The organism is Plesiocystis pacifica SIR-1 (assembly GCF_000170895.1).
Taxonomy (GTDB): domain Bacteria; phylum Myxococcota_A; class Polyangia; order Nannocystales; family Nannocystaceae; genus Plesiocystis; species Plesiocystis pacifica.
In genome coordinates this window covers 1-13,588 of the sequence record NZ_ABCS01000010.1, presented here as the reverse complement: position 1 = coordinate 13,588, position 13,588 = coordinate 1, and the positions used below count along the sequence as shown (strand labels likewise).

Here is a 13,588-nt window from a genome sequence, read left to right as displayed (position 1 = left end):
CAGCTGCTCCCAGCGCGGCCGTTTAGCGCTCGCGCTCCCAGTAGATGATCGCCGCCTCGGTGTCGGCGTACTCCGGCGAGAGGTAGTGATCGTAGCCCGCCTCGCCCAGCATGTGCCTGCGCAAGAAGGCGACCACGTAGAGGTTCTGCAGGCGGACGGCCTCCTCGATGGGGAAGGCCTCGGGGCCACAGGTCGCGTCGTAGGGGCCGATGAGGTCGCCCGCCCCGATCGCCTCCCACATCTCCTTGGGGATGCCCATGGCGATGAGCAGCTCGCCGATGGTGCACACGTTGGAGAAGTGGGTGTGGTTGGCCCCGATGATGTCGGCCCGATACACGCTGGACGCGGCGCTCATGCCCTCGAAGGCCAGGGCGTTGTTCTCGACGGGCACGCCCACGTCCTCGGTGCCGCCGAGCAGCATGACCGGCACGGTGATGCTCGCCAGCTGCTCGGCGGTGAAGCCCGCGTTGGGGCTGTTGCGCTGGGACGACTGCAGATCGCCGTCGATGACCGCCGAGATCGGGGCGATGGCGGTGACCCGCGGATCCGGTGGCGCGCCGGCCCAGCCCGCGGCGGCGCCCACGGAGGTCATGCCACCGAAGGAGTGCCCGACCACGCCGTAGCCCGCGTCGCCGATGCGCCCGTGGAACATGTCTTCGGCGTCCGCCTCCTTGGCCTCGAACAGGTCGAGCAAGAAGGACACGTCCAGGACCCGGTGACCCGCGGCCGTGTCGAAGTCGTCCGAGGGGTCGGCCTGCGAGTTCCCGGTGTGCTCGGGGGCGACGACGATGAAGCCGTGGCTGGCCAGGGTCTCGCACAGCTCGAAGCTCTGGGTGCTGATGCCCCGATAGCCGTGCGAGAAGATCACCAGGCTCTGCTCGGGGTCGTCGCGCACGGGCACGTCGGCCCAGGCGACCTCCGAGGGCAGCGTGAACAGGCCGCCGAGCAGGTAGCCCGCCGGCGCGGCGGCGCCCTCGTCGAACTCGCCGGCGGGGTACCAGACGTCGACGAGCAGGGTCCGATCGTCGCGCTCGGGGTCGACGGCGGTCAGCTGGGTGTAGCCGACGGCGACGGGGCCGAGCTCGTCGGGCGCGTCCGCGGGCGCTGGCGGCGGACCGCCCGTGTCCTCCTCGCCGGCCTCGCTCTCCCCGTCCGTGGTCTCGCTCTCGCCGACTTCGTCCTCCGTCCCGCCGCCGTCGGACGGCGCGACGTCATCAGCGGGGCACGCACACAGCAGCAGGGCCGCGAGTCCACACCAAGACCTTCGAATCATGGGCCGAGTATCTCAAAAGCTCGCGCGCGCCGGGCAGAGGTCCGAGACACGAGCCTCGCCGCCGTCCAGCACGGCGTCCGCGCGCCGAATCAATCGATGACTTCGAGGGGTCGATTGTCCGCGCCCGCGAGGACGAGCTCGTCGTCGACCCGGCGATAGCCGACCGCCCGATCCCCCGGCACCGCCTTGACCCACCCGTTGACCCTCACCCGGCGCCCGTCCTCGATGACCCACTCGCGCCAGCGAAAGCCCTTGTGAAAGAGCACGCCGTGGGGGTTTCGGTGGCGGGCGATGAGCTGCTCGACGATGGCCGGCGGCGGGGCGAAGGGTCCCCCCTTGCCGCGGCGCTCGCCGACGTCGAGGGACAAAGGCGAGCTCGCGGCGCACACTCGGATCCGGCCGCTGCCGTCGTCGAGCTCGAAGTCGACGCCGTCGCGAAGATCGACCACCGGCTCCCAACCGCGGACCCCGGTCTCCTGCTCGATCAGCACGCGCCAGGCCACGGCCTCGCGGCCGGAGATCGGCGCACGGCACAGCGCCCCGGCGTCCCGCTGAAGGCCCTTCACTTGGCCCGCGACCTCGACCCAGCCTGGACGGACGCTGTCGATGGCGACCCGCGGTGCGCCGGACAGAAAACGGCGCAGTCGATACAAGAGCAGGGCGAACACGGCAAGCGCGGCACACAGGGCAAGGAACTGCACGGGCGCGGCCAGATTAGCAGCTACCCGCTCGGCGGTGGGGACCCAGATGGGGAGCCACGCGGCCGTCGACTCGAGATTGACTCGGCGCCGCCTTGGGTGCGAGGCGGGTTCACCTCACGGTGACCTCGCCCATGTGCGACAGCCCGCGCCGAGCCTCGCGCGCCTGGGTTTGTCGCCCATCGCCCCCGAGAGTAGGGTGCCCGCCACGGTCCCGCATGCGCTTCGCCAACGTCTCGATCTGCAGCGTCGCCCACGTCGACGCCCCCTACCGGGTCAGCTCCACGGACCTCGAGAATCGACTAGCCGCGCCCATGCAGCGCCTCGGCCTGCCCCCCGGGATCCTCGAGACGCTCACCGGCATCAAGGCCCGGCGGATGTGGCCCGCGAGCGTCAGCCCCTCGGACGCGGCGACCCTCGCGGCGCGCCGGGCCATCGCCGAGTCCGGGGTCGACCCCGAGCGCATCGGCGTGCTGATCAGCACCTCCGTGTGCCGCGACTTCGTCGAGCCGTCCACGGCCTGCCTGGTCCACGGCAAGCTCGGCCTGCCCCCGACCTGCCTCAACTTCGACGTCGGCAACGCCTGCCTCGGGTTCATCAACGGCATGGACATCATCGGCAACATGATCGAGCGCGGGCAGCTCGACTACGGCATCGTCGTCGACGGCGAGGACAGCCGCTACGTGATCGACAAGACCATCGAGCGGCTCAGCGCGCCCGACTCGACCCGCGAGGACTTCTGGTCGAACTTCGCGACCTTGACCCTCGGCGGGACCGCGGCCGCCATGGTCCTGGCGCGCACGGATCTGGCCCAGGCGCTGGCTGAGAAGCGGGCCGAGGGCGGCTACAGCCACCAGTTCCTCGGCAGCGTGATCGTGGCCGCGACCCAGCACAGCGGCCTGTGCCGCGGCCAGGTCGACCGCATGGAGACGGACTCGGCCGAGCTGCTGACCGCCGGCCTGCGCGTGGCCAAGGAGGCCTGGCGCGCGGCCCAGCGCGAGTTCGGCTGGACCCCGGGCGCCCTCGACGAGTGCGTGATCCACCAGGTCAGCCGCACGCACACCGACAAGTTCTGCGAGACCTTCGAGCTCGACCCCGCCAAGCTCCTGGCGACCTACCCCGAGTTTGGCAACGTCGGGCCCGCGGGCGTGCCCATGGTCCTGTCCAAGGCCGCGAGCTCGGGCCGGCTCGGCCGCGGCGACCGGGTCGGGCTGATGGGCATCGGCTCGGGCCTCAACTGCGCCATGGCCGAGGTGGTGTGGTGATGCAGGTCTCCGTCTCCAAGCAGCTGTACCCCTTCGCCGAGCACTACTTCGAGGTCGAGCCCGGCCTGCGCATGCACTACGTCGACGAGGGGCCCCGCGAGGGCGCGCCGGTCGTGGTCATGGTCCACGGCAACCCGACCTGGTCGTTCTATTGGCGCCGGCTGATCAAGGCCCTCTCGCCTCAGTTCCGCGTCGTCGCCCCCGACCACATGGGCTGCGGCAAGTCCGACAAGCCCGACGACGCCCGCTACCCCTACCGGCTCGGGCGGCGCATCGAGGACCTGGGCAAGCTCATCGCCCACCTGCGCCTGACCGAGGCTGGACCCATCCACCTCATGGTCCACGACTGGGGCGGGATGATCGGCATGGGCTGGGCCCACGCCCACGAGGCCGAGGTCGATCGCATCGTGCTGCTCAACACCGCGGCCTTCGGCCTGCCGCCGGCCAAGGCCATGCCCGGCACGCTCCGGCTGACGCGCACGGGCCTGGGCACGGTGCTGGTCCGGGGCTTCAACGCCTTTAGCCGCGGGGCCAACCGCTACTGCGTGACCCGGCGCCCCCTCGACCCCGCCGTCGCCCACGGCCTCATCGCCCCCTACGACAGCTGGGCCAACCGCCGCGCCGTGCTGCGCTTCGTCCAGGACATCCCCCTCGCGCCCCGGGATCCGGGCTTCGACATCGTCTCCGAGGTCGGCGAGGCCCTGCCCAAGTTCGACAGCCACCCCGTGCTGATCTGCTGGGGCATGCGCGACTTCGTGTTCGACAAGCACTTCCTCGAGGTCTGGGAGCGCAAGCTGCCCAGCGCCGACGTGCACCGCTTTGAAGACTGCGGCCACTACGTGCTCGAGGACGCCGGGGAGGAGATCGAGGCGCTGGTCCGCGAGTTCATGGCGCCGGCCGTGGTACCGACCGCAGCTCAGGACAGCGCCCACAAAGCAGCCCCGAGCGCCGCGGAGGCCTCCCCGTGAGCACGGAGGGTGCAGGGGAGCTCCCGGCGACCGTCGCCGACATGCTCCCGCGCATGGCCGCCTCCCAGCCCGACGCCACGGCGATCTACTTCCCGACCAAGCGCCGCGACGCAGACGGCCAGCTGGTCTACACCCAGGTCAGCTACCGCGAGCTCGACGAGCGCAGCGATCGCATCGCCGCAGGCCTGCACGCCGTCGGCGTCGCCCGCGGGCACCGGGCCGTGCTCATGGTCCCGCCGAGCCCCGAGCTGTTCGCCCTGACCTTCGCGATGTTCAAGGCCGGCGTGGTCCCGGTGATGATCGATCCGGGCCTGGGCATCAAGGGCCTGCAGAGCTGCATCGCCCGGGCCGAGCCCACGGCCTTCATCGGCATCCCCAAGGCCCACGTCGCCCGGGTCCTGTTCGGCTGGGGGCGCGCGACGATCCGCCAGCGCGTGCACGTGGGCGGCATGGGCCTGGGCGGCACCAAGCTCGAGCGCGTCGAGGCCCTCGGCGCCGAGCGGCTGGCCGCCGGCGACCGCCCCGAGCCCACCCGGGGCGAAGAGATCGCCGCCATCTTGTTCACCAGCGGCAGCACCGGGCCGCCCAAGGGCGTGGTCTACCGCCACCGCACCTTCGTGGCCCAGGTCGAGTCCCTGCGCGAGATGTTTGGCATCGAGCCCGGCGAGGTCAACCTGCCGACCTTCCCGCTCTTCGCCCTGTTCGATCCGGCCCTGGGCATGACCACCGTGCTCCCGGACATGGACTCGACCAAGCCCGCCCAGGTCGATCCGCGCAACATCCTCGAGCCCGTCCAGCGCTTCGGCGTGACCACCATGTTCGGCTCGCCGGCGCTGCTCAACACCGTGGGCCGCTACGGCGAGGCCCACGGCGCCAAGCTCCCGAGCCTGCGCCGGGTCATCGCCGCTGGCGCGCCCTTGCCCGGGCCGACCATGGCCCGGTGGCACGGCATGGTCCCCGCGACCGCCGACCTGTTCCCGCCCTACGGCGCGACCGAGTCCCTGCCCGTGGCCTGCCTGCCCTGCCGCAGCATCCGCGGCGAGACCTGGCCGCACACCGAGGTCGGCGCGGGGGTGTGCGTGGGCTTCCCCGTGCCCAGCATCGAGGTCCGCATCATCCAGATCAGCGACGAGCCCGTGCCCGAGTGGTCGCCCGCCCTCGAGCTCGAACGCGGCGAGGTCGGCGAGATCACCGTGTGCGGCCCCATGGTCACGGAGTCCTACTTCAACGACGAGGCCAACACCGCGAAGGCCAAGATCGTCGAGCAGAGCGACGACGGCCGCCGGATCTGGCACCGCATGGGCGACGTGGGCTGGCGCGACGAGCAGGGCCGGATCTGGTTTTGCGGCCGCAAGAGCCACCGGGTCGTGCTCGACGCCGCCGAGCCGGGCGCGTCGACGCTGTTCACCGTGCCCGCGGAGAAGGTGTTCGAGACCCACCCGGCCGTGTACCGCTGCGCCCTCGTGGGTCCCCAGCGCGGCGGCGCCGTCGAGGCTGCGCTGTGCGTCGAGCTCGAGCCCGACCACCCCGCGCGCAAGGACGCCCAGGCCTGGTCCACCGTCGAGGCCGAGCTGCGCGAGCTCGCCAAGCACCAGGCCGAGTACGCCGAGGGCACCCTGGCCCCCGCGCTGGGCCTCGATCGGGTCCGCCACTACCTGCGCTACGACGACGCCAAGGGCTTCCCCGTCGACATCCGGCACAACGCCAAGATCGGCCGGGGCAAGCTGCGCGCGTGGGCGGAGGCCCGGCTGCGATGAAGCGCGCGCTGATCACCGGCGCTGGCGGCTTCGTCGGCAAGTCCATCGCCCGGGCGCTGCTCGATCGCGGCGTCGAGGTGCGCGGCTTTTGCCGCGGCGACTATCCCTTCCTGCGCGAGTGGGGCGTCGAGCTGGTGCGCGGCGACGTCCAGGACCGCGCCGCGCTCGAGGCCGCCGTCGCGGGCTGCGACGCGGTCTTCCACGCCGCGGCCCTCGTCGACATCTGGGGCCCCTACGAGCGCTTCTTCGCCACCAACGTCGAGGGCACGCGCAACGTGCTCGCGGCCTGCCGCGCCGCCGGGGCCCGCAAGCTCGTCTACACGAGCACGCCCAGCGTCGTGCACGGGGGCGAGACCGTCGACGGCGTCGACGAGTCCGCGCCCTACCCCGACCACTTCGAGGCCCACTACCCCGCGACCAAGGCCATCGCCGAGCGCGAGGTGCTCGCGGCCAACGGCGCCGAGCTGGTCACCGCCGCGATCCGCCCTCACCTGGTCTGGGGCCCCGGGGACACCTCGCTGATGCCGCGGATGATCGCCAAGGCCCGCACCGGCCGGGTCAAGCTCATCGGCGAGCCCCAGCCCATCGACACGGTCTACATCGACAACGCCGTCGCGGCCCACATCGCCGCGGCCGAGCGCCTCGACCCCGAGCACCCCGAGCGCGCGCCCGCGGGCAAGGCCTACTTCATCACCCAGGGCGAGCCCATGCCCGGGCCGCAGTTCCTCAACGACCTGCTCGACATCAACGGGCTGCCGCCCATCGAGGCGACCATCTCCGCGGCCAAGGCGCGCGCCGCCGCGGCGGTCATCGAGGGCCTGTGGAAGCTGCTGCGGATCCGTCGAGAGCCGCCCATCACCCGCTTCGTCGTCAGCCAGATGTCCACGGCGCACTGGTACGACATCTCCGCGGCGCGCCGCGAGCTCGGCTACGAGCCCGCGGTGTCCTACGCCGAGGGCATGCAACGGCTCCGCTCATGGGTACGCGACAACCCGCTCTAGACCCGCGCGACCATGCGCCCGGGCGCAGCCCTGCGCCGAGCTTCCTCGACGGCCTCGACGTCGAGGCCTTCACCGCCGAGCTCGACGCGATCGCGTCCGAGGCCCGCGCGGACATGGGCGAGGCGGACCTTCGACACCTGCGCAAGGTCGAGCGGATCGGCCGCGCCGCGAGCCTGATCGGCCTGGCGACCAGCTGGATCGCCCCCAACCCCCTGTCGATCTTCGCCCTCTCCCTCGGCCGCTTCGTCCGCTGGACCGGCGTCGCCCACCCCGTGTGCCACCGCGGCTACGAGGGCGTCGAGGCCACGCCCCGCTCGCGCACCGGCAAGGGCTTCGCCGCGGGCTGGCGCCGGGTCGTCGACTGGCTCGACTGGATCGACCCCGACGCCTGGCGAGAGGAGCACAACCTCCAGCACCACTACCGCCTCAACGAGGAGGCCGACCCTGACCTGGTCGAGCGCAACCTGATCTGGCTGCGCGACTCGAGGCTGCCCCGCTGGCTGCGGCGCGCCCTCGTGCCCTTCATGGCGATGAGCTGGAAGTACGTCTACTACGCGCCCAGCACCCTCGAGGCCCTCGCCCGGGCCCAGCAGCGCCGCGCGGGCGGGCCCGCCCTCGACCCGGCCGAGGCCCTGCGCGCCCGCTGGTCCGAGCGCGGCCTGTGGAGCTTCCTGCCCGTGGTCACGATGAGGCTGTGGCTGCGCTCGTGGGGCCCCTACTTTTTGCTCAACTTCCTCGTGCTCCCGGCCCTGTTCGCGCCCCTGGGCTGGTGGGCCGTGGCCAGCGTGCTGATCAACTCGGCCCTCGCCGAGGCGCTGACCAATACCCACGCCTTCGTGACCATCGTGCCCAACCACGCCGGCGCCGACCTCTACCGCTTCGAGGGCCGGACCCGCGGGCGCGGCGAGTTCTACCTGCGCCAGATCGTCGGCAGCGCCAACTACCGCTGCGGCACGGACACCGTCGACCTGATGAGCGGGTGGCTCAACTACCAGATCGAGCACCACCTGTGGCCCGACCTCTCCCTGCTCCAGTACCGCCGCGTGCAGCCCAAGGTCCGCGAGCTGTGCGAGCGCCACGGCGTGCCCTACGTGCAAGAGGGCGTGTGGACGCGGGTCGCGAAGACCGTCGCGGTGATGGTCGGCGACGTCGACATGCCCGTGCTCGATACGACCCGGGCGTCGGCTCGAGAAGGGTAGAGCCCCCTCGCTCAGTCCAGCCGGCGCCCCTTCATGGCCCGGCGTCGGAAGGAGTGCTGCATCCGGTCCTCCCGGCGCACCCGCAGCTGCGCCCGCGCGCCCCGCTGCACCCAGTAGAACTCCCCGTCGACCTCGATGGTCGGCCACTCGCCCTCGCCCTCGACGGTCTGCAGCTCGTAGATGCCCGTCCGCTCGTTGGGCATGAAGGTGAAGGCGCTGCCCTCCTCGAAGCTGATCTGCAGCGCGCCGGTCTCGACGACGGCGGCGATGCCGGGGGTCCCGCGGGGGATCACCACGGTGTCGACGAAGCGGCCCTGGCGGACCCGGATGCGCCCGCGGGCGACGTCGTCGGAGCGGCCCGAGACCTGGCGCTGAAGCACGACGCGGTCGGCGATGAAGTACTGCAGCTCGGCGGCGGAGTGCTTGGCGGTCGTGTCCGCGCTGGCGACCTCGCCGTCGATGACCCCGAGCTCGTAGTCCTCGCGCAGGTCCTGGGTCAGCCAGATCCGGTGGGTGCAGCCCGTCGCGCCGAGCAGCACGGCGAGTGCGAGGAGGGGGAGTTGCGCTCTATCCGACCGTCGACGTGGCTCCATCTACGCAGTGTAGTGGGGCGCTTTGGATCAACCAGTGCAGTGGTGCACAGGGCTCGACTCCCGCCGAAACATGGGACCGCGCGTCCGGTGGCGAAGTTCGCGCCAGCTGGTCAGTGCAGGTCCTGGTCGTCGGGCGGCGGGACGATGTGGAAGGGCATGGGCGCGTTGGTGGTGTTCTGATCGACTGCGCGCAGGCCTGCGATGAGCATGTCACGGAGCTCGCGAGCGGCCTGCTCGCGGATCCGCATGGTGACCCCGCCGACGGTGATGTGAATGGCGCCGCAGCTGCACTGATCGATGCGGGTGTTGGCGGCGCGGGCGATGGTCTTGGTGACGTGCTTCACGATGAACCGAGGGCCACGCTACCCCGGCAATGTCGCCGCGTCGACACCCCAAACTAGCAGGACCGCCCAGCTGCGGGCTCACCCCGGGCTCAGCTTGATCGGATAGCCGACCTCGACCTCGCCGCCGCCGCGCGGCTCGGGGAACTGCCAGTGCTTGGGCCGCCGACCCAGGCAGTTCAGCACCGTCTCGTCGCCGAGGTTCTCCTCGCCGACCGTCGCCTTCGACACCTTGCCCTCGGCGTCGATGGTGAAGTCCAGGCGAAGCGCGCCGCGCAGCTGTGGATCCTCGCGCAGGGCCAGCTCGTAGCAGTAGCGCAGCTCGTTGAGGTGCGCGCGCACGACCCGATTGATGATCGCGGCGTCGAGGGAGCCGACGATGGTCGGCTCGAGCAGGCGGATCTTGGCGCGCGCCTTGGTCTCGCCCTTGCCCAGCTTGTCGCCCAATCGCAGGTCGAGGGTCGCCCCCTCGTCGGTCCCGCGCACGGGGAGCTGGCTCGCCAAGCCCCGGTCGAACAGGGCCAGGACGTCCTCCTCGCGGCCCGTGGGTCCGAGCTCGATGCCCGCCAGCTGCTCGCTCTCGTCCGCGTCCTTCGCCCCGGTCGGGGACGGCCCACCGATGGGCACCTCGCCCGCGCCCTCGCGGGGCTCGTCGTCGCGCTCGGGCTCGACCCCGTCTCCGCCCGCGGCGACCCGCTCCGCCTCCGGGGCGACGCACCCGAGGGCGAGCAGCAACCCCAGCGCCACGCGCGAGCTCCAGCGCGTCACGGGCCCACCCGCTTGCCGGTGTCGTCACGCAGCACGTCGGGCTTGGGCTTCGGTTTGGGCTTGGGCGGCGGCGGAACCAGGGCCGGGTCGAGGACCCCGAGCAGCGGCTCGAGGGCTGCGCGCGCGTCCTCGTCGAGGGGGCTCAGCTCCGCCGGCGCGAACAGGATGTCGCCGTAGCCCTCACGCCCCGACTTTTGATCTTGGAAGGTCTGCACGACCAGCTCGCCCGCGGGCAGCAGGTCGACGAGCTTGGCGACGTCGACCTGCGCGCGGCCGAGGCTCTGCTCGAAGCGCGCCCGGCCGTCGTTGGCTCGCTGCCCCTCGGCGAGGGGTCGCACCCAGCGCGTCTCGCCGTCGACGCGCGCCGTCGCCACGGGCACGACCGGGCGCTGGCCCACGACCCACAGCTCGAGCAAGCGAGCGCGCACGCTGGCGTCGCGCTGCTGGGCCGCGTTGGCCACCTGGGCCACCGCGGGTAGGGTCGGCTCGAAGTAGGGGTAGTAGGGGACGGGCGTGTCGAAGCTGATGCGCAGGACCTCGGAGGCGAGCTTGCCCCGCTCGGCCTGCTGGCGCTGCCGGTCCGCGAGGCTGCTCGTCTTGCTGCCCTTCTTGCCGCCCTTGCCCCCGCCCGCCGCCGGCTTGGACTTCTTCTCGGCCTCCCCGCCCCCGTCCGGCTGGGCGGGCAGCGGCGGCGGCTCGTAGCGCAGCGCGACGTAGTAAAAGCCCATGCGCACGTAGTGCTCGAGCCAGGCGCGGGTCTCGGGCGTGGACGCGAAGTCGTTGTCTTCGAGCCAGTCTCCGAGCGCGCCGCTGTCCGAGGCCGCCAGCACGAAGGCGGTGAAGCTGCCGACCTTCTCGACGTCGAGCACGTCCACGCCCGACTGCGGGCCGGCTCCATACCCAAAGGCCCCCTGCTGCGCCCGCGGCGTGGGGGCGAAGGGGAAGGTCCGGCGCAGCAGGCCAAAGGGCGTGCCCTCCATGCCGACGACCTCGGGCCGCGAGGGCGTCGGGACCACGAAGCCGAAGGGCTCCGAGCCGTGGCGAAAGGCGATCTCGCGCACGAAGTGCTCGCGCCCGGCCTCGGCGTCGTGGATCAGCAGCACCTTCTCGCGGCTGGGCGTGGGCGTGCGCTCGGGATCCACGCCCCGGCCGCGAAAGGTCCCGCAAGCCCGCGCCTGGCCCGGCTCCAGGGGTCCGGCCGGGAGCGCGAGGGCTCCGAGCACGATGAGCGAAGCGCCGACGAGCGCGGGCCACCTGGGGCGCGAGAGCGGGGCAGGCATCGCGCCCAGTCTACACAAAAGCCCATCAGCGGGCCGGCAGTCAGGCCGCAACGTCGAAGGGTCGAGCTTTGCGCATGCGCCACCCGAGCACCAGCGGCATCAGCGTGTAGGGGATGTTGACCAGCACGACCATGGTCAAGTTGGCTCGCCCCGCCTCGACGATGAACTCGTAGCCGAAGTAGACCGCCGTCGAGTAGACGATGGCCGAGACGTAGAGCAAGGCCGGGACGCGGATGGCGTTCCAGCCCCGGGCCAGCGCGGGGATCAGCAACAGGTAGAAAGGCCCGAACACGAAGGCATCGATGCCGCACATGATCCGCAGCCACATCGGGTTGTCGAAGAACAGCGGATCCCAGCTCGCGTAGAGCAGCCAGGCCTTGGCGAAGGGGTCGTTGGGGCGCGCGTGCAGGTCGAGGTCGAAGACCACGTACATCTCCATCACCAGCGAGGTGAACGCGAAGGTGACGAAGCAGACGATGAGCAGGATGTCGAGGGGGCGCTGGAGCAGCGGGGGGATGCGGGGCGCCTCGGCGGCTTCGGCGGAGTCCATGGCCGCCATGGTGGCGTGTTTGATGGAGCCGCGGCGTGACGCCGATCCCACGACGCGGTACTCGATCAACCTGGACGCCGGGCCAACGCAAACTCGCGGTGAACGAGATAGGCGAGGATCGCGATCGACCCGAGCACGGGAGTGAGGAGCGCGTAGGGCCAAGCCGGCACGCCCAGGCGCTTCGCCTCCGGAAGCGCCAACCAGAAAAAGGCCAACGCTGCGGCGCACAGGTCGACAAACACCTGCCAGTTCCACGGGTCGAAGGTCGAGAAGTCTGGCATCCCATGCGCGACGATGACCGCGATCGTGTAGGCGGTGAACCCAAGGAACGCGAGCACGGTGACAGCTTTGTTCATGCCCTAAACCTGAGCGAAGACGAGGGCCCTGGCGATTACCTGCGCAGGTAATCGCCGCTCCCACGCCACTCCACGCCCTTCCCCTCCAACGCCGCCCCCTCCCCACCAAACCCTGCCCACGCCATACCCTGCCCACGCCATACCCCGCCCACGCCACTCCAGCCCTCAACCACGCCAAACCACGCCAAACCACGCCCCCGCCTGCGGGGGCGACCACATGCGCCCTAGAAGGCACGAACCCCATTGCCCCACGACCAGAGCGGAGGAGCGGACAGCGACGAAGCGTCCCCGGTCCCCCACCGCCTGTGGGGGCATCAAAGAAATTCGGTGCGAATCTCTTCGATCTCGTTTTGGCCGTTGTAGTAGCCCACCAAGGTCACGCTGCCCGTCGGCAGCTGAACCACCAGGTCATCGCCGATCTTGAGCTGGATGACGTCGTCAGGGCCAAAGCCGACGATCCACAGCACGTCCGAGCCGCTCGTCTCGCCCGTGATCTCGTCGTCGCCCTCGCCGTTGCTCCACACGTAGAAGTCGCTGCCGGCCCCGCCGCCGAGGGTGTCGTCGCCGCCCCCGCCGACGAGGGTGTCCGAGTCGCCGCCGCCTTGGAGGTCGTCGTCTCCGGCCTCGCCGAACAGCAGGTCGTCGCCCTCGTCGCCGATTAGCGTGTCGAGGTCGTCGCCGCCGAACAGCCAGTCCGCGTCCTGACCCCCGTTGATCACGTCGTCGCCGCTGTCGCCCTCGAGCAGGTCGGCCCCGCCGCCGCCGTCGATGGTGTCGACGCCAGCCTGGCCCGAGATCCAGTCCGCGTCGTTTTCCCCGTTGAGCTCGTCGTCGCCGCCCCCGCCGATGAGCCTGTCGTTGCCGTCGCCGCCGAACACGTCGTCGGGGCCCGAGCCGGCCCAGATCAAGTCGGAGCCGCCGTTGCCGTTGATGGTGTCGGCGCCGGCGAGGCCGAAGATCGTGTCAGCGGCGTTGCTGCCGACGAGGTTCTCGCCCGAGTCGGTGCCCATGATCTCGGCCCCGCCGACGCCGCTCCACGGCCCGAGGTCCGGCTCGAGATCCTCGAGCGGATCGCCCTCGTCGTTCACGATCGGGATCACGTCGACGGTCTCGCAGTCGGGGATGCCCATGCAGTTGGGGTCGGGCTCGCCGGTGGTCGACTCCTCTTCGGTGCTCTCTTCGGTGCTCTCCTCCGTCGACTCCTCGGTGCTCTCCTCCGTCGTCTCCTCGGTCCCGGTCTCCGTGGTGTCCCCGGTCGTGGTGTCCCCGGCCTCCGTCTCCCCGGTCTCCGTCTCCGTCTCTGTCTCCGTGGTGTCCGCGTCGGTCGAGTCCGTGGTGTCGTCGTTGCCCTCGGAGCTGCTCTCGCTGTCCTCCCCGACTTCGTCGGCGTTGGCGGTCTCGGACTCGCCATCACCGGCGCCCGTCTGGCCCGAGCCCGAGGCGTCGAAGGAGCAGCCAGCCAGACCGATCGCCAAGAGCGCGAGGGTCAGCGAGGGGGTGAGCGCGCGAACACGGAGCACGGGCCCAGTCTCAGCCGAC

The 13,588-nt window shown here is 71.3% G+C and carries 14 protein-coding genes; 5 read left to right on the top strand and 9 right to left on the bottom strand.

What is annotated here, in order from left to right:
* Positions 1 to 22: 22 nt before the first annotated feature.
* Together PPSIR1_RS06980 and PPSIR1_RS06975 are read right to left on the bottom strand one after the other, a co-directional pair.
* Positions 23 to 1,273, bottom strand: a complete 1,251-nt coding sequence (locus tag PPSIR1_RS06980; RefSeq protein ID WP_006970305.1) for an alpha/beta hydrolase family protein — start codon at positions 1,271 to 1,273, stop codon at positions 23 to 25.
* A gap of 89 nt (positions 1,274 to 1,362) precedes the next feature.
* Positions 1,363 to 1,974, bottom strand: a complete 612-nt coding sequence (locus tag PPSIR1_RS06975; protein ID WP_157595271.1) for a GIDE domain-containing protein — start codon at positions 1,972 to 1,974, stop codon at positions 1,363 to 1,365.
* Positions 1,975 to 2,189: 215 nt separating this feature from the next.
* Here PPSIR1_RS06975 and PPSIR1_RS06970 point away from each other — a divergent pair, with 215 nt between their 5' ends.
* From PPSIR1_RS06970 to PPSIR1_RS06950, 5 genes are read left to right on the top strand one after another with little or no spacing between them, the layout of a single operon-like run.
* Positions 2,190 to 3,236, top strand: a complete 1,047-nt coding sequence (locus PPSIR1_RS06970) for a 3-oxoacyl-ACP synthase III (protein ID WP_006970303.1) — start codon at positions 2,190 to 2,192, stop codon at positions 3,234 to 3,236.
* On the top strand, positions 3,236 to 4,204 hold the full coding sequence (locus PPSIR1_RS06965; RefSeq protein WP_006970302.1) for an alpha/beta fold hydrolase: 969 nt from the start codon (positions 3,236 to 3,238) through the stop codon (positions 4,202 to 4,204). Before PPSIR1_RS06970 ends, PPSIR1_RS06965 begins: the two co-directional genes overlap by 1 nt.
* On the top strand, positions 4,201 to 5,961 hold the full coding sequence (locus PPSIR1_RS06960) for a fatty acid CoA ligase family protein (protein ID WP_006970301.1): 1,761 nt from the start codon (positions 4,201 to 4,203) through the stop codon (positions 5,959 to 5,961). Before PPSIR1_RS06965 ends, PPSIR1_RS06960 begins: the two co-directional genes overlap by 4 nt.
* The gene (locus tag PPSIR1_RS06955; RefSeq protein ID WP_045115551.1) at positions 5,958 to 6,962 is read left to right on the top strand and encodes an NAD-dependent epimerase/dehydratase family protein; all 1,005 of its coding nucleotides are present in this window, start codon (positions 5,958 to 5,960) and stop codon (positions 6,960 to 6,962) included. Before PPSIR1_RS06960 ends, PPSIR1_RS06955 begins: the two co-directional genes overlap by 4 nt.
* Positions 6,938 to 8,161, top strand: a complete 1,224-nt coding sequence (locus PPSIR1_RS06950; RefSeq protein WP_006970299.1) for a fatty acid desaturase family protein — start codon at positions 6,938 to 6,940, stop codon at positions 8,159 to 8,161. The genes PPSIR1_RS06955 and PPSIR1_RS06950 overlap by 25 nt, the downstream gene beginning before the upstream one ends.
* A gap of 11 nt (positions 8,162 to 8,172) precedes the next feature.
* Here PPSIR1_RS06950 and PPSIR1_RS06945 read toward each other — a convergent pair whose 3' ends face one another.
* From PPSIR1_RS06945 to PPSIR1_RS50710, 7 genes are all read right to left on the bottom strand, one after another.
* The gene (locus PPSIR1_RS06945) at positions 8,173 to 8,700 is read right to left on the bottom strand and encodes a hypothetical protein (RefSeq protein ID WP_006970298.1); all 528 of its coding nucleotides are present in this window, start codon (positions 8,698 to 8,700) and stop codon (positions 8,173 to 8,175) included.
* A gap of 164 nt (positions 8,701 to 8,864) precedes the next feature.
* Positions 8,865 to 9,098, bottom strand: coding sequence for a hypothetical protein (locus PPSIR1_RS06940; protein WP_006970297.1), 234 nt, complete (start codon positions 9,096 to 9,098; stop codon positions 8,865 to 8,867).
* Positions 9,099 to 9,176: 78 nt separating this feature from the next.
* Positions 9,177 to 9,863, bottom strand: coding sequence for an AgmX/PglI C-terminal domain-containing protein (locus PPSIR1_RS06935; protein WP_157595270.1), 687 nt, complete (start codon positions 9,861 to 9,863; stop codon positions 9,177 to 9,179).
* The gene (locus PPSIR1_RS06930) at positions 9,860 to 11,143 is read right to left on the bottom strand and encodes a DUF2330 domain-containing protein (protein WP_045115536.1); all 1,284 of its coding nucleotides are present in this window, start codon (positions 11,141 to 11,143) and stop codon (positions 9,860 to 9,862) included. The genes PPSIR1_RS06935 and PPSIR1_RS06930 overlap by 4 nt, the downstream gene beginning before the upstream one ends.
* A gap of 40 nt (positions 11,144 to 11,183) precedes the next feature.
* Positions 11,184 to 11,693 carry an EXPERA domain-containing protein gene (locus PPSIR1_RS47470; RefSeq protein WP_157595269.1) on the bottom strand — a complete coding sequence of 170 codons (510 nt, stop codon included), beginning with the start codon at positions 11,691 to 11,693 and terminating at the stop codon, positions 11,184 to 11,186.
* Positions 11,694 to 11,758: 65 nt separating this feature from the next.
* The gene (locus PPSIR1_RS47465) at positions 11,759 to 12,049 is read right to left on the bottom strand and encodes a hypothetical protein (RefSeq protein WP_006970293.1); all 291 of its coding nucleotides are present in this window, start codon (positions 12,047 to 12,049) and stop codon (positions 11,759 to 11,761) included.
* 314 nt (positions 12,050 to 12,363) lie between these two features.
* The coding region (locus PPSIR1_RS50710; RefSeq protein ID WP_006970292.1) for a calcium-binding protein at positions 12,364 to 13,588 on the bottom strand (1,225 nt) is incomplete at its 5' end.